At 63.8% G+C, this 25,990-nt stretch carries 34 protein-coding genes; 18 read left to right on the top strand and 16 right to left on the bottom strand.

The window, feature by feature from the left end:
- Positions 1-4 precede the first annotated feature (4 nt).
- On the bottom strand, positions 5-835 hold the full coding sequence (gene gluQRS, locus K3152_RS11840; protein WP_221574295.1) for a tRNA glutamyl-Q(34) synthetase GluQRS: 831 nt from the start codon (positions 833-835) through the stop codon (positions 5-7).
- A 129-nt stretch (positions 836-964) separates the two neighbouring features.
- Here gluQRS and K3152_RS11835 point away from each other — a divergent pair, with 129 nt between their 5' ends.
- Both K3152_RS11835 and K3152_RS11830 read left to right on the top strand, forming a co-directional pair.
- The gene (locus K3152_RS11835; RefSeq protein WP_221574294.1) at positions 965-1,573 is read left to right on the top strand and encodes an HNH endonuclease; all 609 of its coding nucleotides are present in this window, start codon (positions 965-967) and stop codon (positions 1,571-1,573) included.
- Between the two features lie 33 nt (positions 1,574-1,606).
- Positions 1,607-2,086 (top strand): hypothetical protein, encoded by a 480-nt coding sequence (locus tag K3152_RS11830; RefSeq protein ID WP_221574293.1) that lies wholly within the window; start codon positions 1,607-1,609, stop codon positions 2,084-2,086.
- 21 nt (positions 2,087-2,107) lie between these two features.
- Here the strand turns inward: K3152_RS11830 and kynU are convergent, their stop codons facing one another.
- The 7 genes from kynU to dksA form a co-directional block, all read right to left on the bottom strand.
- The gene (gene kynU / locus K3152_RS11825) at positions 2,108-3,325 is read right to left on the bottom strand and encodes a kynureninase (protein WP_221574292.1); all 1,218 of its coding nucleotides are present in this window, start codon (positions 3,323-3,325) and stop codon (positions 2,108-2,110) included.
- Complete coding sequence (kynB, locus tag K3152_RS11820; protein ID WP_221574291.1) at positions 3,318-3,965, bottom strand: arylformamidase; 648 nt, start codon at positions 3,963-3,965, stop codon at positions 3,318-3,320. The genes kynU and kynB overlap by 8 nt, the downstream gene beginning before the upstream one ends.
- Complete coding sequence (locus K3152_RS11815) at positions 3,962-4,753, bottom strand: tryptophan 2,3-dioxygenase (RefSeq protein WP_221574290.1); 792 nt, start codon at positions 4,751-4,753, stop codon at positions 3,962-3,964. Before K3152_RS11815 ends, kynB begins: the two co-directional genes overlap by 4 nt.
- 36 nt (positions 4,754-4,789) lie before the next feature.
- Entirely contained in the window at positions 4,790-5,272 is a 483-nt protein-coding gene (locus K3152_RS11810; protein ID WP_221574289.1) for a DUF4112 domain-containing protein, read from the bottom strand.
- A 5-nt stretch (positions 5,273-5,277) separates the two neighbouring features.
- Positions 5,278-6,741, bottom strand: a complete 1,464-nt coding sequence (locus K3152_RS11805) for an ABC transporter substrate-binding protein (protein WP_221574288.1) — start codon at positions 6,739-6,741, stop codon at positions 5,278-5,280.
- Positions 6,742-6,788: 47 nt separating this feature from the next.
- A complete protein-coding gene (locus K3152_RS11800) occupies positions 6,789-7,157 on the bottom strand; it encodes a PilZ domain-containing protein (RefSeq protein ID WP_221574287.1) in 369 nt (122 codons plus the stop codon).
- A 120-nt stretch (positions 7,158-7,277) separates the two neighbouring features.
- A complete protein-coding gene (gene dksA / locus K3152_RS11795) occupies positions 7,278-7,736 on the bottom strand; it encodes an RNA polymerase-binding protein DksA (RefSeq protein ID WP_221574286.1) in 459 nt (152 codons plus the stop codon).
- 297 nt (positions 7,737-8,033) lie between these two features.
- On the opposite strand from dksA, the gene K3152_RS11790 reads away from it, so the two are divergent.
- Complete coding sequence (locus tag K3152_RS11790) at positions 8,034-8,363, top strand: SEL1-like repeat protein (protein WP_221574285.1); 330 nt, start codon at positions 8,034-8,036, stop codon at positions 8,361-8,363.
- 1 nt (position 8,364) lies between these two features.
- Here K3152_RS11790 and K3152_RS11785 read toward each other — a convergent pair whose 3' ends face one another.
- The 5 genes from K3152_RS11785 to K3152_RS11765 form a co-directional block, all read right to left on the bottom strand.
- On the bottom strand, positions 8,365-9,501 hold the full coding sequence (locus K3152_RS11785) for a GNAT family N-acetyltransferase (protein ID WP_221574284.1): 1,137 nt from the start codon (positions 9,499-9,501) through the stop codon (positions 8,365-8,367).
- Complete coding sequence (locus K3152_RS11780) at positions 9,498-10,265, bottom strand: glycerophosphodiester phosphodiesterase family protein (RefSeq protein ID WP_221574283.1); 768 nt, start codon at positions 10,263-10,265, stop codon at positions 9,498-9,500. The genes K3152_RS11785 and K3152_RS11780 overlap by 4 nt, the downstream gene beginning before the upstream one ends.
- A gap of 88 nt (positions 10,266-10,353) precedes the next feature.
- Positions 10,354-10,809 carry a RidA family protein gene (locus K3152_RS11775; RefSeq protein ID WP_221574282.1) on the bottom strand — a complete coding sequence of 152 codons (456 nt, stop codon included), beginning with the start codon at positions 10,807-10,809 and terminating at the stop codon, positions 10,354-10,356.
- Positions 10,806-11,435 (bottom strand): HAD family hydrolase, encoded by a 630-nt coding sequence (locus K3152_RS11770; RefSeq protein ID WP_221574281.1) that lies wholly within the window; start codon positions 11,433-11,435, stop codon positions 10,806-10,808. The genes K3152_RS11775 and K3152_RS11770 overlap by 4 nt, the downstream gene beginning before the upstream one ends.
- Positions 11,432-11,668, bottom strand: a complete 237-nt coding sequence (locus tag K3152_RS11765) for a DUF3572 family protein (protein WP_425594678.1) — start codon at positions 11,666-11,668, stop codon at positions 11,432-11,434. Before K3152_RS11765 ends, K3152_RS11770 begins: the two co-directional genes overlap by 4 nt.
- A gap of 108 nt (positions 11,669-11,776) precedes the next feature.
- On the opposite strand from K3152_RS11765, the gene K3152_RS11760 reads away from it, so the two are divergent.
- From K3152_RS11760 to K3152_RS11740, 5 genes are all read left to right on the top strand, one after another.
- On the top strand, positions 11,777-12,145 hold the full coding sequence (locus K3152_RS11760; RefSeq protein WP_221574280.1) for a response regulator: 369 nt from the start codon (positions 11,777-11,779) through the stop codon (positions 12,143-12,145).
- A 110-nt stretch (positions 12,146-12,255) separates the two neighbouring features.
- Complete coding sequence (locus tag K3152_RS11755) at positions 12,256-12,501, top strand: acyl carrier protein (RefSeq protein ID WP_221574279.1); 246 nt, start codon at positions 12,256-12,258, stop codon at positions 12,499-12,501.
- Entirely contained in the window at positions 12,498-13,754 is a 1,257-nt protein-coding gene (spt, locus tag K3152_RS11750) for a serine palmitoyltransferase (protein ID WP_221574278.1), read from the top strand. Before K3152_RS11755 ends, spt begins: the two co-directional genes overlap by 4 nt.
- Positions 13,755-13,799: 45 nt before the next feature.
- Positions 13,800-15,422, top strand: coding sequence for a hypothetical protein (locus K3152_RS11745; RefSeq protein WP_221574277.1), 1,623 nt, complete (start codon positions 13,800-13,802; stop codon positions 15,420-15,422).
- A gap of 62 nt (positions 15,423-15,484) precedes the next feature.
- Positions 15,485-15,916: an OsmC family protein gene (locus K3152_RS11740; protein ID WP_221574276.1), complete on the top strand. Its 432-nt coding sequence runs from the start codon at positions 15,485-15,487 to the stop codon at positions 15,914-15,916.
- A gap of 13 nt (positions 15,917-15,929) precedes the next feature.
- On the opposite strand, the gene K3152_RS11735 is transcribed toward K3152_RS11740, so the two are convergent.
- Positions 15,930-17,564 (bottom strand): hypothetical protein, encoded by a 1,635-nt coding sequence (locus K3152_RS11735; protein ID WP_221574275.1) that lies wholly within the window; start codon positions 17,562-17,564, stop codon positions 15,930-15,932.
- A gap of 89 nt (positions 17,565-17,653) precedes the next feature.
- On the bottom strand, positions 17,654-18,304 hold the full coding sequence (locus K3152_RS11730; protein WP_221574274.1) for a YqaA family protein: 651 nt from the start codon (positions 18,302-18,304) through the stop codon (positions 17,654-17,656).
- 353 nt (positions 18,305-18,657) lie between these two features.
- On the opposite strand from K3152_RS11730, the gene K3152_RS11725 reads away from it, so the two are divergent.
- On the top strand, positions 18,658-19,143 hold the full coding sequence (locus K3152_RS11725) for a hypothetical protein (protein WP_221574273.1): 486 nt from the start codon (positions 18,658-18,660) through the stop codon (positions 19,141-19,143).
- Positions 19,127-20,464: a DNA-packaging protein gene (locus K3152_RS11720; RefSeq protein WP_221574272.1), complete on the top strand. Its 1,338-nt coding sequence runs from the start codon at positions 19,127-19,129 to the stop codon at positions 20,462-20,464. The genes K3152_RS11725 and K3152_RS11720 overlap by 17 nt, the downstream gene beginning before the upstream one ends.
- A 5-nt stretch (positions 20,465-20,469) precedes the next feature.
- On the opposite strand, the gene K3152_RS11715 is transcribed toward K3152_RS11720, so the two are convergent.
- Positions 20,470-20,874 (bottom strand): hypothetical protein, encoded by a 405-nt coding sequence (locus tag K3152_RS11715; RefSeq protein ID WP_221574271.1) that lies wholly within the window; start codon positions 20,872-20,874, stop codon positions 20,470-20,472.
- A 149-nt stretch (positions 20,875-21,023) separates the two neighbouring features.
- Here K3152_RS11715 and K3152_RS11710 point away from each other — a divergent pair, with 149 nt between their 5' ends.
- From K3152_RS11710 to K3152_RS11675, 8 genes are all read left to right on the top strand, one after another.
- Positions 21,024-22,178 carry a phage portal protein gene (locus tag K3152_RS11710; protein WP_221574270.1) on the top strand — a complete coding sequence of 385 codons (1,155 nt, stop codon included), beginning with the start codon at positions 21,024-21,026 and terminating at the stop codon, positions 22,176-22,178.
- Positions 22,175-22,483: a DUF6127 family protein gene (locus K3152_RS11705; RefSeq protein WP_221574269.1), complete on the top strand. Its 309-nt coding sequence runs from the start codon at positions 22,175-22,177 to the stop codon at positions 22,481-22,483. The genes K3152_RS11710 and K3152_RS11705 overlap by 4 nt, the downstream gene beginning before the upstream one ends.
- Positions 22,480-22,881 carry an HK97 family phage prohead protease gene (locus K3152_RS11700; protein ID WP_247713362.1) on the top strand — a complete coding sequence of 134 codons (402 nt, stop codon included), beginning with the start codon at positions 22,480-22,482 and terminating at the stop codon, positions 22,879-22,881. The genes K3152_RS11705 and K3152_RS11700 overlap by 4 nt, the downstream gene beginning before the upstream one ends.
- A gap of 78 nt (positions 22,882-22,959) precedes the next feature.
- Positions 22,960-24,096: a phage major capsid protein gene (locus tag K3152_RS11695; protein ID WP_221574267.1), complete on the top strand. Its 1,137-nt coding sequence runs from the start codon at positions 22,960-22,962 to the stop codon at positions 24,094-24,096.
- 76 nt (positions 24,097-24,172) lie between these two features.
- Complete coding sequence (locus K3152_RS11690; protein ID WP_345719807.1) at positions 24,173-24,712, top strand: head-tail connector protein; 540 nt, start codon at positions 24,173-24,175, stop codon at positions 24,710-24,712.
- A gap of 163 nt (positions 24,713-24,875) precedes the next feature.
- The gene (locus K3152_RS11685) at positions 24,876-25,274 is read left to right on the top strand and encodes a DUF3168 domain-containing protein (protein WP_221574265.1); all 399 of its coding nucleotides are present in this window, start codon (positions 24,876-24,878) and stop codon (positions 25,272-25,274) included.
- Between the two features lie 6 nt (positions 25,275-25,280).
- Positions 25,281-25,688, top strand: a complete 408-nt coding sequence (locus K3152_RS11680) for a phage major tail protein, TP901-1 family (protein WP_040966375.1) — start codon at positions 25,281-25,283, stop codon at positions 25,686-25,688.
- Positions 25,685-25,990: a gene transfer agent family protein gene (locus tag K3152_RS11675; protein WP_221574264.1), complete on the top strand. Its 306-nt coding sequence runs from the start codon at positions 25,685-25,687 to the stop codon at positions 25,988-25,990. The genes K3152_RS11680 and K3152_RS11675 overlap by 4 nt, the downstream gene beginning before the upstream one ends.

The raw sequence follows: 25,990 nt of genomic DNA, 5'->3' as shown, positions 1-25,990 counted from the left end.
CTATCTAGGCACTCGCCAGCGTAATTCCAGCGCCGAATTCCCCGCGCCGCAACCGGTCGGCCAGTACGCGCCCGTCCTCGCCAGCGCGGCGGCGGTCGGCAAGGCTGGGCGAGTTGCGCCGCTTGGCGAGCTTCTCGCCATCCTCGCCCAAGAGGATGGGGTGGTGGTGCCACATGGGCACGGGCAGGCCGAGCAGTTCCTGCAGCACGCGGTGGATGTGGGTCATGGCGTAGAGATCCTGCCCGCGGGTCACCAGCGTCACCCCGTCAGAGGCATCGTCGAGCGTCGAAGCAAGATGATAGCTGGCTGGCGCATCCTTTCGCACTAGTACGACGTCACCGAAAGGGCGCGGATCTGCGATTTGCGTGCCATTGACCTCGTCTTCCCAGAAAAGCTCGGGCAGTTCCGCCATCGCGCGGTCGACATCGAGGCGTAAGGCTGCGGGCTTCTCGGGATCGAGGTTACGCCCCTTGCAGGTGCCGGGATAAATCGCGCCTTCCGGACCCATGCGCGGTTTCATCGCCATGATGTCCTTGCGCGTGCAGGTGCAGGGATAAAGATATCCTCGCGAGAGGAGGTTGCGGGCGAAGGCCTCGTAGGTCTCCAGCCGCGTCGATTGGGCGGGCATTTCCACCCATTCCAGCCCCAGCCACTCAAGGTCCTCGCGGAACTCGTCGGCCTTCTCGGGGAGCGAGCGGACCCCGTCGATATCCTCGATGCGTAGCTGGAATGTGCCGCCCCGCTCCTTCGCCAGATCATGCGCAGTGATGGCCGAATAGGCATGGCCAAGATGCAGCGAGCCGTTAGGGCTTGGGGCGAAGCGGGTGACCACCATGATGCCACCGTACCCTAGCCCATGTGGATATCAACGGGACAAGCCTGTGGATAGGCAGTGCGTAACAGTCTTGACGCTTTGCCGTGCAAGTGGATGTATCACACCCAAGAGTATCGGGAGGGACGCGACGTGTTCAGGGCCGAACTGCTGGAAAGAGCCGCGAGGTTTCGCAGCGCCGAGGATGACCCCACGCGCAACCTGCAGAGCTGTCCGTCGCTGGTCCTCAACGCGGACTATACCCCGCTTTCCTATTACCCGCTGAGCCTGTGGCCCTGGCAAACCGCCATCAAGGCAATTTTCCTCGACCGTGTGGATGTCATCGCGACCTATGACCGCGAAGTGCATTCGCCCAATCTCGACATGAAAATCCCCAGCGTGATTGCGCTGAAGCAATATGTGAAACCGAGCGAGTTCCCCGCCTTCACCCGCTTCAACCTGTTTCTGCGCGATAGGTTTTCCTGCCAGTTCTGCGGCGACCAGCACAATCTCACCTTCGACCACGTGACCCCTCGCCGGCTAGGCGGCAAGACCACGTGGGAGAATATCGCCACCGCCTGCGCACCCTGCAACATGAAGAAGGGCGGCCGCACGCCGAAACAGGCGGGCATGCAGCTCTACGCCGAGCCCATCCGCCCCACCCACTGGCAGCTGCAACAGCACGGCAAGATGTTCCCGCCGAACTACCTCCACGAGACGTGGCGGGACTGGCTCTATTGGGATATCGAGCTGGAGGAGTGAGTTCGAATCCCAAGAGCTTGAGGATATGTTTGTGTGCCGCTGACATCTGAAATCATGGTTGCCGAGGACCGAAGCGACTTATTGGCACTACTTTTGTCGCGGGAGAACATTGCCACCGATATCACGATGAGCAACCACGCAACGCTAAGTCTGCTTGAAGGTTGGCATATCGACCAATTTCACGATGGCGATGGCACAGAGCGTATGGCAATTGAGTCCGGAAATACGCGGACCGACTTAAACCTTTCGGAAGTCGTGCGCGTGAATGATGCACGCTCAGGTGAATGGTTATGGGAAACGCAGCGAGGCCAATTCGTCACGCTCCCTTCCGCTCATGACAAGAAATTTAAAATCGCGGCGGCAATCTGGCTAGCTACTTTCATCCCAGTTGCCGTAAACAAGTATCTTGGTTGGGGAATATTTGGCACCTGGGACAACATTTTTTTCACCGCCGTAATGTTCGCCGGCCTCGCACTTGTGCAATTTGCACCAACATCAGCCGAAGTTGTCTAGCGTGAGCACTCGTCGGGGTCTCTAGGTTACAGTAGCCCGCTTGTTAAATTCGTTACTCTGCCATTCATTGCTTTCGAGCACTTCAGCCAAGTGCCGCGCCGCCTCGGCCATGTCTTCGAAGTGCAGATAGGCGGGCGCGAAGCCGAAGCGGAGGATGTCGGGGTCGCGGAAATCGCCGATGACGCCGCGGGCGATGAGGGCCTGGCAGATGGCGTAGGCCTCCTCGTGGCGGAAGGAGAGCTGGCTGCCGCGGCTTGCCGGGTCGGTTGGGCTGACGAGTTCGATTTCCACGCCGCTTTCGGCGAGGCACTGGCGGAAGAATTCGGAGAGTTTCTGCGACTTGGCATAGAGCCGCTCGACCCCGGTTTCGGCGATGAGGTCCACGCCCACTTCCAGCGCGGAAAGGCCGAGGATGCCGGGTGTGCCGCAAAGCAGGCGCTCGATACCGGGCGCGGGGGCGTAGTCGTCGCTGAAGGCGAAGGGTTTGGCGTGGCCCATCCAGCCGGACAGCGGCTGCTGCGTGTCCTCCAGATGCCGCTCCGCGACGAAGGCGTAGGCCGGGGCACCGGGGCCGCCGTTCAAATATTTATAGCCGCAGCCGACCGCGAAATCGGCCTCGCAGGCGTTCAGATCGACCGGCAGCGCGCCGCCCGAATGCGAGAGGTCCCACAGCACCAAGGCGCCTGCCTCATGCGCAGCGCGGGTCAGTTCGCCCATGTCGAACAACTCGCCGGTCTTGTAATGCGCATGGGTGAGGAGGAGGAGCGCCACATCCTCATCCAGTGCCTCGTGCAGTTTGTCGCGGGCGGCCAGACGCCTTGTCGCAAGGTCCCGCTTTTCCAGCCCTTCAATCATGTAGATGTCGGTCGGGAAATTGCCCGGCTCGCTGAGCACCACCTTGCGGCCCGGCCTCATGGCAAGCGCAGCGGAAATCAGCTTGAACAGGTTCACCGAAACGCTGTCGGCGACGATGACCTCATGCGGCTTCGCCCCGATGAGCGGCGCTATCTTGCCGCCCACTTTTGCGGGCAGGTCAATCCAGCCAGCCGTGTTCCAGCTGCGGATGAGGTCGCGGCCCCATTCCTCGCGCACCACCTCTTCCAGCCGCGCAGGCGTGGCCTTGGGCAGGCAGCCCAGCGAATTGCCATCGAGATAGATGACACCCTCGGGCACAAGGAACCGCTCGCGATATTCGGCCAGCGGGTCGCCCGCGTCGAGTTGCCTTGCGCGCTCAATCATCGGGAAGCTCCCGCAGGATGGCGCGGCATAGCCCCGCATCGCCCCCGCCCACCTTCAGCGGCAAAGCGATGAGCTCGTAGCGCCCTTCTTCGACATCATCGAGCACCAGCCCTTCGAGGATGCGCATGTCGTGTTTGAGCACCGCGTGGTGCGCGTCCATGGTCTTGCTCTCCTGCGGGTCGACACTCGGCGCGTCGGTGCCGATGAGCTTCACGCCCTGTAGCGCGAGCCACTCGATAGTCTCGGCGGCAATCGGCAGCCAGTCGCTGCGCCATTCGTCATGCGGGAAGGCATCCCATGTGCGAAAAAGCACGCGGTCGACGCTGTCGATATGCGGCAGGTCGGCGACATCGACTTCACCATTCACCCCGCGCGCATCGACCACGAGGCAGGTGCCGATATAGGGGTCGAGCGCCATGCTGGCCGCATCGAGCCCGTCTTCGGCATAGTGCAAAGGCGCATCGGCATGGGTGCCCGAATGCGTGCTCATCGTCATCCTGCCGACATTGACCGGCGAGCCTTCGTCCATCCGCCATGTCCGCTCGAAAGCGAATTCGGTATCGCCCGGCCATACGGGAAGGCCCGGACGCAGGACCTGGCTGATGTCCCAGATGCGGCGCTTGCTCTTCCAGCTGCTCACAGCGCGGTCCTGACGCTCAGGAGTTCGGGGAAGAAGGCCGCCTTCAGCACGCCGGCGAGATAGGGCACGCCGGGGGTCCCGCCAGTCCCCTTCTTGAAGCCGATGATCCGCTCGACCGTCTTCAGATGCCCGAAACGCCAGCGCTGGAAGTGGTATTCGAGATCGACCAGCTTTTCGGCCAGTTCGTAGAGGTCCCAATATTCCTTCGGGTCACGGTAGACTTCCGCCCATGCCGCCTCGACCGCAGGCGAGTGCTCCCACACGCTGGCATGGTCACGCTCCAGCACATCGGCAGGAATGTCGAACCCGCGCCGTGCGAGCAGCGCGATGGCCTCGGCATAGATGCTCTTGCGGGTGAGTTCGGCGCGCAGGGCCGCAGCCACATCTGGCGTCGCCTCGTGCATGGTAATCATGTCCGGATTGCGCCCGCCGAGGAGGAATTCCATCATCCGGTATTGCGCGCTCTGGAACCCGCTCGATCCGCCAAGGAACGGGCGAATGGTAGAATAGTCATGCGGGGTCATGGTGCTCAGCACATCCCAGCTCTGGATGAGTTGCCCCTGCGCCCGCGCCACCCGCGCCAGCATCTTGAAGGCCGGGCGCAGCCGGTCGGCCTTAATGCACTCGCGCGCTTCGGTCAGTTCGTGGAGGCAGAGTTTGAGCCACAGCTCGCTCGCCTGGTGGACGATGATGAACAGCATCTCGTCATGCGCCTCGCTCGCCGGGTGCTGCGCGGAGAGGATGCGGTCGAGGTCGAGATAGCTCGAATAGGTAACGTCGGATGCCATGCGCGCTGCCCTAGCGCGCATTGGTGACGGATGAAACTACTGGTCGATCACCTTCGTTTCGGGGTGATGCTTGTCGAGGTGCTTGCGGATGGTCTTCAGGTTCTTGGTGTTCGACCGGTAGAGCAGGTCGAAGGCATCACCGACCAGCGGAACCGCGCCCAGCGCCGTATCGAAGCCGACGCGGCCCATCATGTGCCACAGCTTCCATTTCGGGATGCCGAGATTGCGCGCTTCCCACACGATATAGCTGCCCATGGCGGCGGTAATGATGTCGCCGAGCACCGGCACGAGCCCGACAACGGTGTCGAGACCGATGCGGTAGTTCGTCCCCGGCAGGACCATGCTGCGCTCGAGGATGACCTCCATCGCCTCGATACGGCGGCGGATGGATTGCGGGTCGTTTCCGGTGGGAAAATCGAAGCGCAGCGGGCCGGTGGAGCCTTGGGTGGAGCCCTGCGAACCGAAACCCTCGTTATGCGAAGTCTGCGGCTCGAGGGGCGTGAGGCGTTTGTCTTCCATGCTGCCTAGATGGGGGCACGAGACAGCGGGAACAAGGGATGGAAAGCATAGGCGTTTTCCGAAAAGCCCTCCACGCCAGCGCGCACTTGCGACCAGCGGATGGGCGAGCCTAGCGGGATATAGAGATTGGTCGCCGTCAGCGTCTGCTCGGCTTCGGAGAGGTAGGAGGCCTCTTCGGCCGGATTGGCCGCGTCGAGCGAAAGCTGCACGAGGAAATCCGCGTCGGCCGAGCAAACCGGCGCCGAGATCTCGCAATTGAACTGGTTGAGGAACCAGCGCGCCCCCGGATAGCGGGCCACGCTGTCACGCAGGCGAAGGTCGGCGTCGGGCGCAGACTGCGCCCGCGCAAGGCGTATGCCGATTAGCGCCATGTCGCGTTCCAGGGCGCGGAAGATATAGGTCGAACCCGGCCCCCGCGGCAGGTAGACCGACAGCTGCGGCCCCGCCCCGTTCGCATCGCGCCAGCGCTCGACGGCCGCCGAGGCGCGCGCACGGCGCTGCTCCAGCGAGAGGTCCTGCCAGCGCTCGGTCACCGTGCCGTCGTCGCCGGGCAGGCCGGCCGCTACGATGCGGCTGGAGCCGGCCCAGCCACCGAGATTGAACTGCTGCGCCAGCGTGGGTCGGTCGATGGCCATGGCAAGCGCTTCGCGGTTTGGGGCCGAGGCGAGGAAGCCTTCGGGCTTGGCCACATCGAGGCCGTAAAGGCCAATGGCGGAATCGAGCCGCACCGTCCCGCGCGACAGGGCGCCCGTTATCGCCAGCGGAAGCGTCTCCAGCCGCCCGCCGAGCAGCACGTCGACTTCCCCTTGGGCAAAGGCACGGGCCGCATCGCGCGGCGCCAGCGGCCTGATGAGTACCGTATTGACCAGCTCGTCCCAGTCATCCTGCTCGGACAGGCCGCGCTCTTCGGGGCGCAGTGCCTCGAACAAGGCGGTGCCATCCGCAATTTGCGCCTTCATCGGTCCGACATCGCCTTCGCGCAGGGCAATGCCGAGTTCGGGCTGGGCCAGCAGGCTGAGGAACCCCGGCATGGGGCGGCGCAGTCGGATTTCGATGACACGGCCGGTCATCGCGCGGATATCGAGCACTTTCTCCAAATCGAGGCCGAGGCTCGTGCCGTCGAAGCGTGACAGGGTCCTGCCGAGTTCCTCGGCGACCGCCCGGGCCGTCAGTCGGCTGCCGTCGGGCAGGTCGAACTCCCTGATCCGGAAGATGTAGCTGGTGCCGTCGTCGGTGATGATCCAGCGCTCGGCCAGCGCGGGCACGACCTCGCCCTGCTCGTTGAACCGGACCAGCCCCTGCCGCTGGGCAGAGCGCATCAGGGCCGCGCCCTCGGAAAGCTCACGGTCTGCCGAATAGAGCGATGCGGCATCGCCCAGATAGGCGATCTCCACCAGGCCATCGTCGTCCGCGCCGGAACAGGATGCGAGCGAGGCGGCAATCAGGGGAAGGAGAAGGGCGCGGCGCATGGCCTTGCCCTACACCCATGGGCCGCGCGTTCAAGCGCGCGCGGCGTTCAAATCTTTCGCGGGGCCCACTTGCTAGGCTCGGCAGGCGCAACAGCCGGGCGTGCATAGCGCGGTGCTTCGGGCATCTCGCCGTAGAGGCTCGTGCGTGCCTTGCTCGCGTCGATGGGTTCATCGAAGGAAATCCCGACCCGCGCGCTCTGGCTCCATGCCACCACACCGCCCACGTCACCGATCTTCTTGATTGTCACGACAACGCGCTGGCCGGTCGCGGCAATGATCGCGCCTTCGATCATCATGCCCTTGTCGGAAAGATTGCGAATTTTGACCCGGTCGCTCGCGACCGAGCCCTCGAGCCGGACATCGGCCATCTGGAAAATGCTATCGCGTTTGAAATCGCGTGTGTCGATTGCAGACATGACGTTCGCTTCCCGTTTTTATAGCTTTCCGTCCGACCCTGGACGCATCGCTTTAAACACGGATTGATAAGCAATCGTTTATGCAAAAGGTTAATTCGCTAACCTTTCGACACAAGCACCTCAATCGTCGCGGGAAATCTTCTCGCGGCGCTCGTGCGCTTCCTGTGCCTCGACGGTCATGGTGGCGACCGGGCGGGCAATCAGTCGGCGCAGGCCGATGGGGTCCCCGGTAACCTCGCACCAGCCGTATTCGCCCTGGTCGATACGACGCAAAGCCGCGTCTATTTTCGAGATCAGCTTGCGCTGGCGATCGCGGGTGCGCAGCTCGATGCCCCAGTCGGTTTCCGAAGAAGCGCGGTCGTTGAGGTCGGGTTCGCGGATGGGGCCGTCCTGCAGCGATTGCAGCGTCTGCCCGGCGGCATCGTGGATCGATTTCTTCCAGTCGAGCAGCAGGACCCTGAAGTAATCGAGCTGGCGCTCGCCCATATATTCTTCGTCGTCCGAGGGCGTGTAATCGGGGTCGACGGCAGCTTTTGCTTGCGCGAGCTTTTCCGAAACATTCGAAGCCGATGTGGCCATTGAGCTTGGTACCCTTCTTCCCAACTCTCGTGTCGATCGGAGAGCCGCCCTACCCGCCAGTCCGGGTTTTCCCGGTACCGGAAGCGCTCCGATGGCGCGGCCTATAGGCAGGGCACCGAAACCCCGCAAGCGGCTTTGCCGGAATTATCCTTACCCTGTGACAGATTAAGCGCAGCCTACCGGCTTCACGATATCCGCAAATAGTTGCTGCCGACGTTAACCAATTATTGACCATAAGGGCGCAGCTTCCAACTCACCGGCAGGGGAGCCGGGCCAGGAAATCGGGGGAGTTTTGACATGGAACTCAAGGCTATCGAAGGCGGCAACGGCCGTATCGAACAAAGCGATGAAGCGATGGTCACCATCGCCGAATATCTCAACAATTACGAGAACGGCAGTATCGACGCGCTCTACGATCTGGGCGTCGCCTTCTCGACCGGCAGCCACGGCTGCACCACCGACATGATCGAAGCGCACAAATGGTTCAACATCGCGGCCAGCAAGGGTCACGAGGAAGCCGCATGGTGCAGAGCCGATGTCTCGGACGAAATGACCGCTCGCGAAATCGCCGAGGCACAGCGCCGGGCGCGCCAGTGGCTGATGGATGGCCAGCGCAAGGTTGCCTGATTCACACGGACTTTTTGAAGGGCGTTCTTCGCTCGAGATAATTGCGGTCGGCGGCCACGCCTTCGCGCTCGCGCTCGAGGAACTCCGCCACGGCCGACTGGAAGCCGCTGTCGGCGAACCAGTGGGCCGAAGTGGTCTCGGCCGGTTCGTAGCCGCGGGCAAGCTTATGCCCGCCCTGGGCACCCGCCTCGACTTTCGGTAGGCCGAGCTCGATCGCGGCATCGATGGCCTGGTAATAGCACAGCTCGAAATGCAGGAAGCGCACCTGCTTCGTGCACCCCCAATAGCGGCCGTAGAGCGCGTCTCCCCCGATGAAATTGAGCGCTCCGGCAATCGGCTCTCCGTCGTCCAGCGCCAGCACCAGCACGATTTTCTCGCCCATCCGCTCGCCGAAGAGGTCGAAGGCGGCGCGGGTGAGGTAGGGACTGCCCCATTTGCGCAGGCCTGTGTCCTGATAGAATTCCCAGAATGCGTCCCAGTGGTGAGGCTTGATGTCGTCGCCGGTCAGGCGGAGGATTTCCAAACCCTCCTGCGCGGCGGCCCGTTCTTTCCTCAAATCCTTGCGCTTGCGCGACGTGAGCGTAGCGAGGAAATCCTCGAAGCTGGCAAAATCATGGTTGAGCCAGTGGAACTGGATGTCCTTGCGAAGGAGCCAGCCGTGCTCCTCGAACAGCGGGACCTGCTGTGGCTCGATGAAAGTCGCATGGGCGGAAGAGAAATCGTTCTGCACGCATAACTGCTCGGCAGCCGACAGCAGCGGCGAAGCAAGCGAAGGGTCGGAAAGCAGCAGCCTCGGCCCTGTTGCGGGCGTAAAAGGCGCGGCAATCTGGAGCTTGGGATAATAGCTTCCCCCTGCCCGCTCAAACGCATCGGCGAAGGCGTGGTCGAAGACATATTCGCCCTGGCTATGGCCCTTGGCATAGGCGGGCATGGCCGCAAGCGGGGGGCCGCCCTCGGTCGAGATGACCAGCGGGACGGGTTGCCAGCCGGTGCCGGGACCGACGCTGCCCGAATCTTCCAGCGCGGTGAGGAATTCGTGGCTCATAAAGGGATTGCCCTTCGCCAGCGCGTTCCATGCCGCACGGTCGAATGCCCCGACCGAGCCGGCAATCCGCGCGGCAAGTCCCTCCCCGTTCACGCCAGCCCGTCTCCTTCGGAAATCAGCGCATCGGCATGGACCTTTGCATGAGCGCGGCTCTCGGGCGAATTCACCGTCCAGGTCAGGACGGGCATTCCCCGCTTGCGCAAGCCTGCGACCATCGGGTTCGGCAAGGCGGCCACGTGATAGGCGATGAATTCGGGTCGCGCCGCCCAGAGCGCGACGTGCCGCTGCCAAGCCTTTTGCGTCATCCCGACATCATCCTCGCGCATGACGAGACCGCGCAGCGTTTCGGGCGAGTATTTCGCAAACCATGTGCACACGCGCGGGTCGAAACTCATCACTGCATGGCGGCCGGCATAGTTTTCGAGCGCATTGGCCACCGCGCGGCAGCTGCGCCGCACGTCGTAACCGCGCTTCGACTTGATTTCGATAAGGATGGGGACCTTGCCGTCTAGGAGCGGGAGCAAGTCGTCGAGCCGCGCCAGCCTGTGCTCGCTGTCGAGCAGGGCGACCTGCGCCAGTTCTTCCGCCGAATGGCTCGCCGTTGGCCCGCTCAGCCCCGTCAGCCGGTCGAGTTCCCAGTCATGCAGCAGCATCGCACAGCCATCGCGGCTGCGCTGGATATCGCATTCCACGCCCATGCCGCGCTCTACCGCCAGCCCGAAAGCCGCCAGCGAATTTTCCGGCACGCCCGGACCGTGAAGGCCGCGGTGGGCATATTCCCAATCGCGCAGCCAGCCGACCCGAGCGGGGTTGGGTGCACCGACAATCAGTTGGTCGATAAGAGTCGCGGTTGACACAGCCACACCCTATCCGTTCGGTTCGAGCGAAGTCGAGAACCGTTGGCGCAGGCGTGTCTCGACTTCCCTCGACACGAACGGCCTTAGGTCATTCCTTCAAGGCAATAATCGCGTCGACCTCTACCGCGGCGTCGAGCGGCAGCACCGGCACGCCCACCGCGCTGCGGGCATGGCGTCCTGCCTCGCCGAAGACTTCGAACATCAGGTCGCTGGTGCCGTTCACTACCTTGGGCTGGTCGGTGAAGCTCGGGATGCTGGAGACGAAACCGCCCAGCTTGACCACCTTCTCGACCCGTTCGAGCAGGCCCGCTGCCTTCAACTGCGCAAGGATCATCATCCCGCAAGCGCGCGCGGCTTCCTGCCCGCGTTCGAGCGTGACGTCCTGACCCAGCTTGCCGGTGACGAGCTGGCCGTCGACGAAGGGCAGCTGGCCCGAAACATACGCCGTATCGCCCGACACGACGAGCGGCTGGTAGCTCGCGACCGGAGCCGCCGCTTCAGGCAATTCGATACCAAGTTCTTCGAGTTTCGCCTCGATGCTCATACTTCTTCCTTCTGCAGTTGCTGGCGCAGCCACGGCAGCGCTTCGGCCCAAGTGTCGATCCGCGCATCGGCATGGCCCGAGCTATGGGCGCAGTCGATATGCGGGGCGAGCATGGGTTCGCCGCACAAATGGAGCGTGGTGATTTCGCCGAGAGTTTCTCTCGCCGAGCGGTGATGCTGCGCGAGGTCGTCGATGAAAATGGCCTTCGAGGGCCGGTATTCGGCAAGGATGTTTTGCAGCGCCGGACCCTTCGGCCCCTGATTGGTGAAAACCCGCGCATTGAGGCCGTGACCTGCCAGTTGCTCGGCGCGCATTTGCTGGCGCTTGTCGACGAGATTGGTGAGGATGACGACATCCGCCTCCTCGGCCAGCGTGTTGATGCCCTCGATGGCGCCGGGAATAGGGTTCTGGCGATACATCTCGGTATCGAAAAACAGGCCGAGCTTGTGCCAGATTTCGTCCGGCGCCAACACCTCGCCGCTGTCCTGCCAGCGCAGCGCCTGCGCAAAATCATTGCCATTCATGCGAAACTCGACGCCCTGCGTCTCGGCGAGCCAGTCCTTGAAGGGACTGACCATGTAGAGCAGCACCTCGTCGCAATCGGAGATAATCAGCGGACGGCTCATGCGTTCAATTCCCTCGCGGCGGCGACCAGTGTTTCGGGTGTCGTATTCAAAGCGTCTGCGGCGGCAATCAGGTCCGGCTCGTAATTGGCAAGGAATTCGAGCACGGCGGCCTGCACGCTGCGGTCGTCGAGGCCATGGCGTAAGCGGTCGGGCGTGAGGCCCGTCAGCGAAAGGAGCCGCTCGGCGCGTTTCTCGTCGGTCAGCGCCCAGCCGAGCGCTTCCAGCGCCAGCACTTCGGGCGCCCTTGTGTCTCCGTCTGCCGATTTATTCCGTTCGAGAATTGTCAGTCCTTTCGCTTGGCTCTAGGCGTGCCGTTCACATTCGCAGGAGTGACCCGCCCCGTGGCAAAGAGAATCCTCGTTGTCGAGGACAACGACCTCAACCGTAAGCTGTTTTGCGACGTCTTGAAGGCCAACGGCTACGAGGTGGTGCCGGTTTCGGACGGAAACAACTTTCTTGCCACGGCCAAGAAGTCCGACCCGCAGCTGGTTATCATGGATATCCAGCTGCCGAATGTCAGCGGTGTGGACCTGATCGCCCAATTGAAGGCCGACAGCGGCATGGAAAGCGTGCCCGTGCTCGCGGTCACCGCCTATGCCGGCAAGGGCGACGAAGAGCGCATCCGCGATGCCGGGGCGCAGGACTACCTCGCCAAGCCGGTCAGTATCGGCCCCTTCATGGCGGCTGTCCGCAAGCTGCTTTCCGACTAGGCGCGTTGCGCCAAAAACTTGACAAACGGCGGCGGAAACCGCTTTGCCGCCCCATTCGTTGACCCCGCAAACCTGCGGGTCGCACTGCATTTGAAGAACTGGACCCCGATATGGACCGTGCCGAGGTAGACACGAAAATCCGCGAACTCATCGAACCTTTCAACAAGAAGGGTGTCGAGCTGAAGGATGAGACCACCTTCCAGAACGACCTCGAATTCGACAGCCTGACGGTGATGGATTTCGTCGCCGAGATCGAGGACGAGTTCGACATCATCATCTCGATGAACCAGCAGGCCGAAATCGAGAATTACGGCCAGCTCGTCGATGCGGTCCACAAGCTGCAGGCCGGCGCATGAGCGAAGGTATCAGCCAGCCGGACCAGCCGCAGCCGCTCGAAGCGCATGCCGGCGACAAGGACCTCTTCTCCAAGTTCGACGACATCATCGCGCTGCGCGAAGGGCTTCTCTCGCAGGGGCGCGAAGACCCGTTCAACCTCGTCATGGAAAAGGTCCTCTCGCCCACCCGCGCGATCTGCAACGGGCGCGAGACCATCCTGCTCGGCACCTACAACTACATGGGCATGACCTTCGACCCCGACGTGGTCGAGGCGGGCAAGCAGGCGCTGGCGGACTTCGGCACCGGCACGACGGGAAGCCGCGTTCTCAACGGCACCTACCAGGGCCACAAGGAATGCGAAGAAGCGCTGCGCGAATTCTACGAGATGGACCATGCGATGGTCTTCTCGACCGGCTACCAGGCCAATCTCGGGATTATCAGCACGATTGCCGGCAAAGGCGATTACATCATCCTCGACATCGACAGCCACGCCAGCATCTGGGACGGCTGCGCCATGGGCCAGGCCGAGGTCGTGCCGTTCAAGCACAATGATATCGAGGCCATGGAAAAGCGCCTCAAGCGCATCCCCGAAGGCGCGGGCAAGCTCGTAGTCCTCGAAGGCGTCTACTCGATGCTGGGCGACATTGCGCCGCTCAAGGAAATGGTCGCCATCGCCAAGAAATACGGCGCGATGGTGTTGGTCGACGAAGCGCATTCGATGGGCTTCATCGGCGAGAACGGCCGCGGCGTGGTCGAGGATGCGGGCGTCATCGACGATGTCGATTTCATCATCGGCACCTTCTCCAAGAGCGTCGGAACGGTCGGCGGTTTCTGCGTGTCGAACCATCCCAAGTTCGAAATCATGCGTCTCGTGTGCCGCCCTTATGTTTTCACCGCTTCGCTGCCGCCAAGCGTGGTGGCGACTGCGGCGACCAGCATCCGCAAGCTGATGCACGGCTCGAACAAGCGCGCGCATCTGTGGGAGAATTCGAAGAACCTCCACGCTGGCCTGCGCGACCTCGGCTTCAAGCTGGGTACGGAAGAGCCGCAGAGCGCCATCATCGCGGTCATCATGCCCGACCTCGAAAAGGGCGCACATATGTGGGAAGCGCTTATCCGCAACGGGCTCTATGTGAACCTCGCGCGCCCGCCGGCAACGCCTGCAGGCATGACCCTGCTGCGCTGCTCGCTCTGCGCCGAGCATAGCGAGGAAGAGGTCGGCCAGATCCTCGAAATCTTCGAGAAATCCGGCAAGGAAACCGGGATTATCTGACCCGCAGAGCGATGATGAAGAGCGCATGAAAACCGGCACTCCATCATGAAGGCGGTGTTCGGCTGGCTCGGGCGCACGGGGCTACTGTACCTCGTCCTGTGCCTCGCCTTTGCGTTCTACATCCTCGCCTGGCCGCAGATCAAAGCCGAGTTCGGCGATGGCTCGCTGCGCGAAGATGCGATGAGCGTCGAGCAAGTGCGCACCGCGCTGGCCGCCGATACAGCCGAGACTCGCGAATTGCTGCGCAAACGCACCTCGGCCTTCGAGGACGAGAGCCGCGCGAATCTCGAACAGCGGCTGGAAGAGGTCCGAAGCAAAAGCGCTTCGATTGAGGCACGACTGAATGAGGACGGCGGTTGGTTCGACTCTGTCCGTCCTTCGCGCATCCTGGAAACCAAGCGGCTCGAACTACGCAAGGCAGCGCTCGACGCCGAGGCAGGCGTGCTGACCGAGGCGATTGACCTTGCCGAAGCGCGCGAAATCCGCGCCCGCTACCCCCAAATGCCGACCGAGGCTTCGATTGTCGCCGCAACACGCACCTGCCGACTATGGACCAACCGGCTGCGGGACTTCGAGGCGCAGAACCCGGTCATCCGCGAGGTCGATGCATACCTTCGCGGCGAGCGCGAGAGGCTTGAGGCGGGCAAAACGCGCGAATGCGGCAAGCAGCAGCGCTGGACCACGCAGCGCAAGACCGCACTTGCCGCGACCAAGGCACTGGCTGATGCGCGCGAGCAATTCACGGCGGCGCAGGACAAGGTCCTCGACGACCTTCCTGACCCTGCCCAAGGCATCGCCGACAACACCTTGCGCGACGTTCTCGTGTCGGCCGCCTGGGCGCTGCTGGGCATCTTGCTGCTGCCTTACTTCGTCCGCACGCTTCTCTACTACGTCGTTGCCCCCTTCGCCGCGCGCCGCAGGTCCATTCGCATCAAGGTACCCGGCGCCAACCGCGTGGCCGTCGAACCACCCGCAGAGCAATCGCGGGCCTCCTTCCCGGTCACACTGGGCGAGGGTGAGGAACTGCTGGTGCGGCAGGGCTTCCTCCAATCGAGCCCCGACGGCGCCAGCCTCAGGACCCGCGCCATGCTCGACTGGACAAGCCCGCTCACCAGCCTCGCCAGCGGCATGACCTTCCTCACCCGCGTTCGCGGCGCTTCAACCACCACGGTCATCTCTGCCGACGAGGACCCCTTCGCCGAGGTCACCGCCGTGGACCTGCCCCAAGGCGCGGCGATGGTGCTCCAGCCCCGCGCGCTTGCCGCCGTGGTCCAGCCGCAGGACCAACCTTTACGCATCGAAAGCCAGTGGCGATTGTTCAACCTCAACGCATGGCTGACCCAGCAATTGCGCTTCCTTGTCTTCCACGGCCCGGCACGCCTCATCCTCAAAGGCGGGCGCGGGGTGCGGGTCGAGCGGGTCGACGAGGGCCGCCGCTTCGGACAGGACCAGCTCGCTGGCTTCAGCGCCGACCTCGCCTATTCGGTCGCGCGCAACGAGACCTTCCTGCCTTACCTCTTCGGCCGCGAGCCGCTGCTGCGCGACAAGGTCGAAGGCGGCTCAGGCATCCTCGTCATCGAGGAAGCGCCCTATGCCGGTCGCCGCAAGGGCCTGCGCGGCGGTCTGGAAGGCGCGTTCGACGCCGTGCTCAAAGCCTTCGGTATCTAGCAAATCGCCGGAACGAATTTCCCGCCGCAGCCGTCTCCTGAAGTGAAAAGGAGATTTGACTGATGAAGACCATCAACAACGGCAGCGCGACTTACGAAGGCCTCGGCAAGGACGGCAAGGGCCATGTGTCCACCGGCTCGGGCGCGCTGTCCGCCCAGCCCTATGGCTTCAACACGCGCTTCGAGGATGCGCCGGGCACCAATCCCGAGGAACTCATCGGCGCAGCGCATGCCAGCTGCTTCACCATGGCGCTTTCGTTCAAGCTCGCCGAAGCAGGGTTTACCGACGGCAGCCTGACCACCGACGCCGAAGTGACGCTCGAAAAAGAAGACGGCGGCTTCACCGTCACCAAATCCGCCCTCTCGACCAAGGGCAAGGTCGAAGGCCTCGACCGCGCGAAGTTCGAGGAACTGGCCGAGGACGCCAAGGCCAATTGCCCGATTTCCAAACTGCTGAACTGCGAAATCACCCTCGAAACGAAATTCGAGGGGTGATCCCGGGCTAGGCTCAGTCGCCGTAGTAAATCGGCCCCAGCGCATCGATGATTTCGACCGCGTCGATGGCGTGCGGCTGGTCTTCCGGGCTGTCGAGCAGCCTGATGGTCATGTCGGTCTTGTAGCCGGTCAGTGTGCGCGATTGCTCGACGCCATATTGCGTCATGGTGAGATAGCGCTGGAAGTCCTTACGGCCCGAAATATGGAAATGGCTCTTGCCGGCGGCCTGCGCGATTTCGGCAGCGCGCAGCAGGGTCATTTCCTGCACCACGGCACCGGAAGTGGTGTTGCCGGTGTATTCTACCTTGATGCTTCCGTCCTCGTTCTCGGTCTCCTCGAAACCCGAGGTCCGCGGGATACCGCCCAGGAGGCCGATGCCCATGGTCGCCGCCCCGCCGATGAGCGCTCCGAGGATATTGGGGCGCGATTTTTTGTAATCGATAAGCTTGCGCTCCGATTCCGGGCGCATCAGCAGGCTGTCGGCAAGCTGCGCCAGCTTGGGTGCCTTGCGCTCCATTTTCTCGCCCAGTTCGGGAAGTGCCGGAACCTCGCCTTCGGCCGACGATGCGGCTGCGGCATAGGCAGCATAAAGTTCGTCGGTAACGACGGCGGAGCGGAACTGTTTTCCATCCAGCGCAGCCGCCGCGTCGGCGAGCCTCCCTTCGCTGACTGCGATACGCGCATCGACGAGCGCCTCCATCGGCTGGAACACCGAACTCTTCGCCAAATCGGTCAGCATGTTCTGGAGGCCGATATTGTTGTTTTTCTTCTCACCTTCGGCAGGTGTCGCAGGAGCGATTGCCGCGCGGGTGGCCTCGACCCATCCCCGCGCAGCTTCGGTCTCGCCATTGGCGGCGAGCGCATAGGCGGTCTTCATCGCCATTGCGACCGGCGCGGAATATTCTCCGATGAGCGCGGTGACATTGCCACCGTTCTGCATGATGGACTGCATCGAAGGCGCCGTGGGCATGGTCACCGAGGGTTCTCCCGCCGAGGTTGCCAGCGAGGCGAGGTCTTCGGCATTCTGCGCGAGATTGCCGGCGAGTCCCCGCGTGGCCGGGTCGATTTGTCCGAGCTTCAGCCAGATCTCGCTGTCCGCGGGTGTCTCGTCGTTTCCGGCGCGCAGCATGGTTGCGACACGCTGGACCGCCAGCGCGTAGGGCCGCGTGGCTAGCGCCTTGTCAGCGAGGACCAGCGCTTCTTCGCGTCTGCCAGTGTCGTTGAGCACGATCGCCTTCAGCAGGTCGAGCGAGACGCCCATCGAGCGCTGGTAGAAGAAATCACCCGCATATTCGGCACCCGCTTTCTCGGCAGCTAGGAAATCGGCCAGCGCGCCTTCGCTGTCGCCGAGTTCGAGCTTCGCCGCCCCGCGGGCGCGCATCACATGGGCGCGGCGCAGCGTCTGTTCGGGCCGCAGCTTGCCGCTTTCCAGCGCGCGGTTGCAGCTGTCGATGGTCTTTTGCGGATTCGACATATTGCCGAAGCGCCAGGAAGAGATACTCGCTTCGCCGCGCATGCCGTCGTCGCTGCGCTTGGGTTTCTTGAGCCCGTCGCAACCGGCGAAATCAGCGCTGGTCCCGGCATGGGCCGGAGCGACGATGGCAAGTGCGAGCGAAGCAAGGCCGAGGCCTGCGAGTGACTTTTTCATGGATACGACCCCCGGTTAGCAAATCCGAGGACGCACCCTTCCAGAAATCGCTGAACGCCGGATTAATTGGGGCCCGAAAGCGGCGCTATTCAGCCGTTCTGTTGCATTTCCGCAGCGATGCAGGCGTCGGTTTCCTCGTCGCCCTCGCCGCCAAGCTGCGTGAGCACCAGCACGCCGCCGACCACGAGCACGACGAAGACCGTCGTCACCGTGCCCAGATACTTGTCGATGACGCGCTTGATGGGTGCACCGAAGGCGCGGAACAGGATGCCGACGGTCATGAAGATGAGCGCGCGGGCGAACAGGCTGGAGAGCACGAAAGTCACGAGGTTCATGCCGACGAAGCCCGCCGTGATGGTCAGCAGCTTGAACGGCACCGGCGTCGCGCCTGCGATAAGGATGGCCTCGAAATCGTATTTCTTGAGGTGGCACGCCGCGACCGGGAAGCTGTCGGTCAGCCCCAGCGTATCGATGAGCCACACGCCGACCGTGTCGTAAAGTCCGTACCCAATGGCATAGCCCAGCAGCGCACCGGCAACCGAGGACAGCGTTGCTACGGTCGCGAACTTCAGCGCTTTCTTCGGCTCGGCAAGGCACATCAGGCCCAACAGAGGATGCGGCGGTATTGGGAAAAAGCTCGACTCGACGAAGCAGAAGAAGGCCAGCCACCACACGGCATGCGGGTGCGCGGCCTTGTCCATCGTCCAGTCGTAAAGCCCGCGCAGCGGTTTCATCAGCATTTGGGGGGTGAGTCCTCGCGTCCCGGTGAAACGTCCGATTAGGGGAGGCGGGCGTACGGGGCAACGCGGGATTGTTTGTTTTTCGAACCCGCATCCGCGGGTTCGTCCTCGCTAGACGTGCAGCAAGCTGCACACGCTGCGGGCGGGCGGTCGCCCTTGCCTCGCCTGCGGCTCGGGATTTCGCTTGTTGGCAACGCTCTCGCGTGAACCTATTTGGTTCTTTTTTCTTGACATCGTAACGCTATTTGGCTAGCAATAAAGAACATCGCGATAGTGTGTAACGACGAGGCGGGGCCGGTAAGGCCGCCGCCTTTTTCGTGTCCGCTATCGGCTTGAGTGTTCGGGAGGGACCCATGGCGAAGCCGAAGAAGCGCAAGAAATCTCTGCCCTCCAACTGGCGCGACCTGTTCCTTGCAGAACTGGCGGTAACGTCCAACGTCTCGGCCGCCGCGCGCAAGATCGGGGCAGAAACCTCGAAAATCTACAAGGCCCGCCGCGAGGAGCCCGAATTCAACCGCAAGTGGCAGGAAGCGCTGGCAGAAGGGTACGACAACCTCGAAATGGATCTTCTCCGCCGCTTGCGCACCGGCGAGCTGACCGGCGGTGGCCCGACCAAGAGCCGCCGCAAATACGACAATGCCATCGCCTTCCGCCTGCTCGCCGCGCACCGCGAGGCGGTCGGCCGCCAGAAGGCCATGCGGGCGAGCGAGGACGAGGACGCCATCATCGCCTCCATCAACGAGAAGCTGTCCAAGATGCGCGACCGGCGCGAGGCGATGGAGCGCGATGCCGCCGAACAGGGTGTCTATCAGGTGGACGGCGATGCCGGAGAGGAATGACCTGCTCCGCGCGCTCCTGAAGATAAAGGACGACAACGAACGCTTCGCCGAACTGGCGAGGCTTACGAAAATCGAACGCGAGGAACTTCGCTATCACTGGAAACTGTGGGCGCGCCGCAGCCAGCTTGCACCCGAAGGCGACTGGCATTGCTGGCTGGTCAGCGCAGGGCGCGGTTTCGGCAAGACCCGCGCCGGGGCCGAATGGGTGCGCGACGAGGCGCGGCGCAATCCGGACATGCGGATTGCCCTAGTCGGCGCTAGCCTTGCCGAGGCACGCAGCGTCATGGTCGAGGGCGAAAGCGGGTTGCTTGCCGTCTGCCCGCCGGAAAACATGCCAGTGTTCGAACCGTCCCTGCGCCGCGTGTGCTGGCCTAATGGCGCGCAGGCGACGCTCTATTCGGCAGGCGAGCCCGAAAGCCTGCGCGGCCCGCAGCACCACATCGCCTGGTGCGACGAAATCGCCAAATGGGACAACGCCAGCGAGCGGGCGATGCGCGCCTGGGACAACCTCATGATGGGACTGCGGCTGGGCGAGACCCCGCGCGTGGTCGCCACCACCACGCCGCGCCCGGTGCCGCTCATCCGCCGCTTGTGCTCAGAGGAGGATGCGGGACAACTCATCGTGACCCGCGGGTCGAGTTACGAAAACGGACCGAACCTGCCCGAGCGTTTCATCAAGACGATGCGCCGCAAATACGGCAGCACCGCGCTGGGGCGGCAGGAACTGGACGGCGTGCTGCTCGAAGATGTCGAGGGCGCGCTATGGTCGCGCTCGATGCTGGAGGCCTGCCGCGAGGAACTGCCGGTCGAGGCCATGACCCGCATCGTCATCGGCGTCGACCCGCCGGTGAGCGCAAAGGGTGACGAATGCGGCATCGTGGTCTGCGGGGTGAGCGAGAGCGGCGTAGCCTGCGTGCTCGCCGATTGCTCACTCGCCCGCCCCAGCCCCGAACGCTGGGCGCGCAAGGTGGCGGAGGCCGCGAGCGCATGGAACGCCGACCGCGTAGTCGCCGAGGCCAACCAGGGCGGCCAGATGGTCGGCAGCGTGCTGCGCGCCGCCGACGTATCGCTGCCACTGAAGCTGGTCCACGCCAGCCGCGGCAAGGTGGCCCGCGCCGAGCCGGTCGCCGCACTCTACGAAGCAGGCCGCGTGCGCCACGCCGGCATGTTCGCCCAACTGGAAGACCAGCTCTGCGGGCTGATGGCGGGCGGCGGTTACGAAGGGCCGGGACGCTCGCCCGACCGCGCCGACGCGCTGGTCTGGGCGCTTACGGAGCTGATGCTGGGGAAGACCAAGAGACCGCGCGTGCGGCAGGTTTAGACGGGCTATTCCAGAGTGTAATCTGGATATCCGCCGACCTCCCACACGAGCTCTTTGTCAATAATTCGTTCCACAAAGAACGTTGGAGGAATCTCAGGGAACAGATTGCAGGTTTGTTCGCGGCCCATGAAAGTCACCCGCCACAATCGTACTTTCCCATCGCGACCATCGGGCCTTTCGACCCCAGTCTTGAATGCCAAATTGGGCGGGAGATAATCCTTCGGGAATGCTTCTCTCGGGGTCGGTTCCTTGTTCTCAAAGAAGGCATTCCATTCGAAGTCCAAAGCCCATGATCCTCTTATAACCTTGGGTTCCGAATGCGGAATGCACGCATACCACATCGGCTCGAAGCTATCGTCGCTCGAGGTGGCATACCGCTCATAGCAATCGTCAAACTGTGCGAGCGCCAACTCACAGTCTTGCGGCGCTCTTTCTTGGTGCTCGGTGCATGACTGCAAGAGAGCAACGCCAAAAAACATAAAGGATAGCCGCATCAGCTAATCCTATCTCGCGTTAGCGCAATCGCCAAATTGTTGATCAAATTCTCTCGGAGAACCCCATGTCCTTCCTCACCAGTCTCGCCACCGCCCTCAAGGGCGGGGGCGGCTCGCGCGTGCCTGTCTCGCGCGGCTTTGTCTCGCCCTGGGCTGCGGCTTTCGATGCTGCTCCGGGTCGCTCGACCTTCGATTACTCCCGCGAGGTGGGCGAGGCCTATCTTGCCAATCCGGTGGCGCAGCGTGCGGTGCGCATCGTGGCCGAGGGTGTGGGCGGCGCGCCTGTCGCCTGGAGCGATGCGAAGCTGGAGCGCCTTGTCGAATGCTCCTGCGGGTCGCAGCCGCTCTTGGAAGTGCTCGCCGCGCATCTGGCTCTGCATGGCAATGCCTATGTCCAGATCATCAAGGACGGCGCGGGCGTACCGGTCGAGCTCTACCCCTTGCGGCCCGAGCGGGTGCAGGTGGTGGCGGGCGAGGATGGCTGGCCTGCCGCCTATCGCTACATCCTCGCCGACCGCACGCTGACCATTGCGCTTGAGGACGAGAACGGCTGGCCGAATATCGTCCACCTCAAGGGCTTCCATCCAACCGACGACCATTACGGCGCAGGCTGCCTCGCCGCTGCCGCACCGGCGGTCGCGATCCACAACGCGGCCTCCGAATGGAACCGCGCGCTGCTCGACAATGCGGCGCGTCCCAGTGGCGCGCTGGTCTATGACAGCGGCGATGCGGCGGGGCTGTCTGCCGAACAATTCGACCGGTTGAAGGCCGAACTCGCCGCTGCTTTTCAGGGCCAGGGCAATGCGGGGCGGCCGATGCTGCTCGAAGGCGGGCTCGACTGGAAAGCGATGAGCCTTTCGCCCGCCGACATGGATTTCGCGACGCTCAAAGCCGCCGCCGCGCGCGATATTGCGCTCGCTTTCGGCGTGCCGCCCATGCTGCTCGGTCTGCCGGGCGACAACACCTATGCCAATTACCGCGAGGCCAACCGCGCGCTGTGGCGGCTGACGTTGCTGCCGCTGCTCTCGAAGATCCTGAAGGGCCTGCAGGCGGGCATGAGCGACTGGTTTGCCGAGGCGCCCGGCGTCGACCTCGACCGCGTGCCTGCGCTTTCCGAAGACCGCGAGAAGCTGTGGGCACGCGTCACCGATGCCGATTTTCTCGGGCCGCAAGAGAAGCGCGAACTGCTCGGCCTGCCACCCAGAAAGGATGCCCAATGACCCGTGAAGACATGCTCGCGCGGCTGGTCGCGCAGGCCGATACGCAAGGCGCGGACCTCGTGACCCTGCGCGCTATCGTCGAGGAAAGCTCCGAGCTGGGCGCGCGCCGCGTGCTCGGGCGATTGGGGCTCGAGGACGAGAACGCGCAGGGCGATATCGACGAGCTGCGCGAACTCCTCTCCGCCTGGCGCGATGCCAAGGCGTCTGCATGGAAGGCCGCGGTAGAATGGATGGTGCGCGGCGTGCTCGCGCTGCTGCTGGTCGGCATCGCGGTGCGGCTGGGTGTCGGGGAGATGGTCTCTTGAGCGCGCCTTTACGCATTGCCGGATACGCCGCGCTGTTCGACATCGCCGATGCCTCGCGCGACACCATCCGCCGCGGAGCCTTCGCCCGCACGCTGGAAGAAAAGCGCGGCCCCTACCCGCTCTACTGGCAGCATCGCCCCGACCAGCGCATCGGCTGGGTCGAGACCGCTGGTGAGGACGAGCGCGGGCTTCGCGTGGTCGCGAGTATCGACAACCCGGCCGGACGCGCCGCAAAGCTGCTCCGCGAGCGGGCCGTCAACGGCCTCAGCTTCGGCTACCGCGCGCGGAGCTATCGCCACACGCCGCAGGGCCGCGAGCTCGCCGATATCCAACTGTTCGAGGTCAGCGTCGTGACCCACCCGCTGCAGGACAATGCGCGGGTGCACTTCGTGACCTGAGCACCCCCCCACAAACCCTTTCCCCCTCGCCGCCTTCCGGGCGGCTTTTTTGTGCCCCGTGAAGAAAGAGGAATACCCATGGATAACACCACTCCCACCGACCCGGCTGAAGCGAGCTTCGACATCGTAGCCCGCCAGGACAAGACCGAGGCCGATGTCGCCGCCCTGCGCAGCGATGTCGACGAGGTGAAGGCCCGCGTCGACAAGATCGGCCGCGCTGCCGCTCGCCCCGCCATCGGCGGCACCGACGAGCCTGCCCCCGAAGTGAAAGGCTTCGTCGACAGCTACCTGCGCCGCGGTGCCACCAGCGAGTACAAGTCCATCAGCGGCGCAGTTCCGTCCGACGGCGGCTATGCCGTGCCGCGCCAGATTGACGCGATGATTGCCCGCGAACTCACCGAAATCAGCCCCATCCGCGCCATTGCGCAGGTCGTCCAGACCGGCAGCGCGGGCTATCGCAAGCTGGTTTCGACCGGCGGCACGGCCTCGGGCTGGGTCAGCGAGGCTGCGGCACGCCCCGAAACCGATACGCCGAACTTCGCCGAAATCGCCCCGCCGACGGGTGAGCTTTATGCCAACCCCGCTGCCTCGCAGGCCATGCTCGACGATGCGGGTTTCGACCTCGAAAGCTGGCTGGCGAGCGAAATCGCGATGGAGTTTGCGCGTGCGGAAGGCGCAGCCTTCGTCGGCGGCAATGGCACGAACCAACCGATGGGCTTCCTCTCGGCGCCGGTTTCGACCAGCGAGGACGGCGCGCGCAGCTTCGGCACGCTGCAATATGTCGGCTCGGGCGATAGCGATGGCTTCGACGCGAACCCCGACGCAAAGCTCATCGACCTCGTCCACACGCTGAAGGCAGGCCACCGCCAGGGGGCGAGCTTCGTGATGAACTCGGCGACGCTGGCCGAAGTGCGCAAGCTCAAGACCGCGGACGGTGCCTTCCTGTGGCAGCCGGGCCTCGTCGAGGGCCAGCCCGACCGCCTGCTCGGCTATCCGGTGGTCGAAGCCGAAGACATGCCCGACATCGCGGCGGGCGAATATCCCATCGCCTTCGGCAACTTCCGCCACGGCTATCTCATCGCCGAACGCAGCGCGACGCAGGTCCTGCGCGACCCCTTCACCAACAAGCCCTTCGTCCACTTCTACGCCACCAAGCGCGTGGGCGGCCAGGTGCTCGACTCCAACGCCATCAAGCTCCTCAAAATCGAGCTCTGATGCGTTCGCACCCGCGCCGGTCCACCCCTGCCGGCGCGGGTGCGCCTTTTTTCCTGCCGACGAGAGCGAGCAGTTTATGAAGATGATATCCGCGCCCGCCGGTTTGAGCGGGGAGCCCTTGACCGAGCTGAAACAGTGGCTCGCCATCACCACGACTACGGACGACAATTTGCTGGTGGACCTGCTCGGCGCAGCGCACGCAATGTGCGAGCGCTTCACCGGCCTGGTCGCTTACAAGAGCGAGGTGCGCGAGCGGTTTGCCGCGACCGGTCTCGAATACGCGCTCGGCGCGCAGCCGGTGCTTTATTTCCTCGACGCGTCCGCCATTGACCATGGCCTCGGCAAGAGGTTGCTGACCGATAGCGAGGCAAGCTTCGAGCGAACCGGAACCGACAGCGGCAAGCTCACGCTCTCCGCCTCCATCCCCGAGCAGCAGGTTGAGGCCCGCTACTACGCGGGTCTGTCCGACGAATGGGCCATGGTCGAGGAAGGCCTGCGCCATGGCATCATCCGCTATGCCGCACACCAGTATCGCGAGCGCGATGCCGGGCCTGCCGACGCCCCGCCCGCCGCCGTCGCCGCGCTGTGGCGCCCCTATCGCCGGATGCGCCTGTGAACCGCGCTTCGCCCTTTGAAGCCGTTGCCGGACAACTCGTCCGGTGCGCCGAGACGCTTGCCCGCACGCATGGCGAAAACGCGCTTCGCCGTCGCAAGGGTGACGGCAGTAGCTGGCGCATCCCGCGCTTCGTCTGGCCCACATTCACTAGGGAGAGCCGCTGATGGAAAGCGCCTTTCGCACCCTGCTCATCGCGTGGCTGGCGAGCGACACCGAACTGGCCGCCAGCCTCAACGCCATCGTCGAGCAAGGCCCCTCGCCCGCGCCCGCTCCGACCCTGTCCATAGCCGCCAGCGCCTCTGCCGACTGGTCGACCAAGACCAGCGCCGGACGCGAGGTGCGCGTCGCCTTCGAACTGCTCGACCGCAGCGATTCCCTCATCACCACGGCCACCATCGCCGCACGCATTGAGCAGCGCATCGCCACGCTCGCCCCCGACCATCCGGGCTTCCGCGTGGTCGTCACCCAGTTCCTGCGCAGCCGGGTCGAGCGTCGCCCCCGCAACCTGCGCGCGGCGCTGCTCGAATACCGCTTCAAGCTTCTCGAAAACCCCTCGGAGTAAACCATCATGACAGCCCAGAAAGGTGCCGCCTTCCTCCTCAAAGTCGGCGATGGCGGCTCGCCCGTCACTTATGAAACCGTCGCCGGACTGCGCACGACGCAGATGTCGGTCAATGGCGACACCGTCGTCGTCACGCACAAGGAAAGCGGCGGCTGGCGCGAGCTTTTGTCGGGCGCAGGAACACGCTCGGTCTCGGTCAGTGCCTCGGGCATTTTTTTGGGTTCGGACGCCGAGAGCACCATCCGCAGCCATGCACTGGCGGGTACGCTCGATGATTACGAATTGAGCTTCGAGGACGGCGCGAAAATGCGCGGCTCCTTCCTCGTCCAGCGCCTCGATTACGCGGGCGATTTCAACGGAGAGCGCACCTATGCCATCCAGCTCGAAAGCTCGGGCGAAGTGGTGCCTTCGTGACCGCAAATGCCGTACGGGGTGAGGCCGCCATTCATGTGAAGGGCCGCGAGGTCCTGCTCCGTCCGACCTTCGACGCGCTGGTGCGGGCCGAGGAAGAACTCGGCTCGCTCTTCGCGCTGGTCGAGCGGGCGGGCGAGGGTCAGCTAAAGCTCACCGAAATCGCGGCGCTTTTCTGGTTCTGCCTTGCCCACCCAGGCCCGCTCACGCGCGAGGACATCGGCGACGCGGTCCTTGCGATGGGCCTCGCCGAAGCGGCCAAGCCCCTGAAGACGCTGCTCGGCCAAATCCTGCGCGGGCAGTGA

The organism is Qipengyuania polymorpha (assembly GCF_019711435.1).
Classification (GTDB): Bacteria; Pseudomonadota; Alphaproteobacteria; order Sphingomonadales; family Sphingomonadaceae; genus Qipengyuania; species Qipengyuania polymorpha.
This window is presented reverse-complemented; position numbering and strand designations above follow the sequence as displayed.

Coding starts and splice junctions, on each gene's coding strand:
- K3152_RS11775 (WP_221574282.1), bottom strand. CDS start 10,809: ATGAGCATCGAGGCGAAACTCGAAGAACTTGGTATCGAATTGCCTGAA.
- dksA (WP_221574286.1), bottom strand. CDS start 7,736: ATGGCCACATCGGCTTCGAATGTTTCGGAAAAGCTCGCGCAAGCAAAA.
- K3152_RS11690 (WP_345719807.1), top strand. CDS start 24,173: ATGAAGATGATATCCGCGCCCGCCGGTTTGAGCGGGGAGCCCTTGACC.
- K3152_RS11725 (WP_221574273.1), top strand. CDS start 18,658: ATGGCGAAGCCGAAGAAGCGCAAGAAATCTCTGCCCTCCAACTGGCGC.
- K3152_RS11745 (WP_221574277.1), top strand. CDS start 13,800: ATGAAGGCGGTGTTCGGCTGGCTCGGGCGCACGGGGCTACTGTACCTC.
- K3152_RS11735 (WP_221574275.1), bottom strand. CDS start 17,564: ATGAAAAAGTCACTCGCAGGCCTCGGCCTTGCTTCGCTCGCACTTGCC.
- K3152_RS11680 (WP_040966375.1), top strand. CDS start 25,281: ATGACAGCCCAGAAAGGTGCCGCCTTCCTCCTCAAAGTCGGCGATGGC.
- K3152_RS11730 (WP_221574274.1), bottom strand. CDS start 18,304: ATGCTGATGAAACCGCTGCGCGGGCTTTACGACTGGACGATGGACAAG.
- gluQRS (WP_221574295.1), bottom strand. CDS start 835: ATGGTGGTCACCCGCTTCGCCCCAAGCCCTAACGGCTCGCTGCATCTT.
- kynU (WP_221574292.1), bottom strand. CDS start 3,325: ATGATTGAGCGCGCAAGGCAACTCGACGCGGGCGACCCGCTGGCCGAA.
- K3152_RS11755 (WP_221574279.1), top strand. CDS start 12,256: ATGGACCGTGCCGAGGTAGACACGAAAATCCGCGAACTCATCGAACCT.
- K3152_RS11720 (WP_221574272.1), top strand. CDS start 19,127: ATGCCGGAGAGGAATGACCTGCTCCGCGCGCTCCTGAAGATAAAGGAC.
- K3152_RS11805 (WP_221574288.1), bottom strand. CDS start 6,741: ATGCGCCGCGCCCTTCTCCTTCCCCTGATTGCCGCCTCGCTCGCATCC.
- K3152_RS11705 (WP_221574269.1), top strand. CDS start 22,175: ATGACCCGTGAAGACATGCTCGCGCGGCTGGTCGCGCAGGCCGATACG.
- K3152_RS11740 (WP_221574276.1), top strand. CDS start 15,485: ATGAAGACCATCAACAACGGCAGCGCGACTTACGAAGGCCTCGGCAAG.
- K3152_RS11810 (WP_221574289.1), bottom strand. CDS start 5,272: ATGGAAGACAAACGCCTCACGCCCCTCGAGCCGCAGACTTCGCATAAC.
- spt (WP_221574278.1), top strand. CDS start 12,498: ATGAGCGAAGGTATCAGCCAGCCGGACCAGCCGCAGCCGCTCGAAGCG.
- K3152_RS11710 (WP_221574270.1), top strand. CDS start 21,024: ATGTCCTTCCTCACCAGTCTCGCCACCGCCCTCAAGGGCGGGGGCGGC.
- K3152_RS11800 (WP_221574287.1), bottom strand. CDS start 7,157: ATGTCTGCAATCGACACACGCGATTTCAAACGCGATAGCATTTTCCAG.
- K3152_RS11770 (WP_221574281.1), bottom strand. CDS start 11,435: ATGAGCCGTCCGCTGATTATCTCCGATTGCGACGAGGTGCTGCTCTAC.
- K3152_RS11695 (WP_221574267.1), top strand. CDS start 22,960: ATGGATAACACCACTCCCACCGACCCGGCTGAAGCGAGCTTCGACATC.
- K3152_RS11815 (WP_221574290.1), bottom strand. CDS start 4,753: ATGGCATCCGACGTTACCTATTCGAGCTATCTCGACCTCGACCGCATC.
- K3152_RS11685 (WP_221574265.1), top strand. CDS start 24,876: ATGGAAAGCGCCTTTCGCACCCTGCTCATCGCGTGGCTGGCGAGCGAC.
- K3152_RS11790 (WP_221574285.1), top strand. CDS start 8,034: ATGGAACTCAAGGCTATCGAAGGCGGCAACGGCCGTATCGAACAAAGC.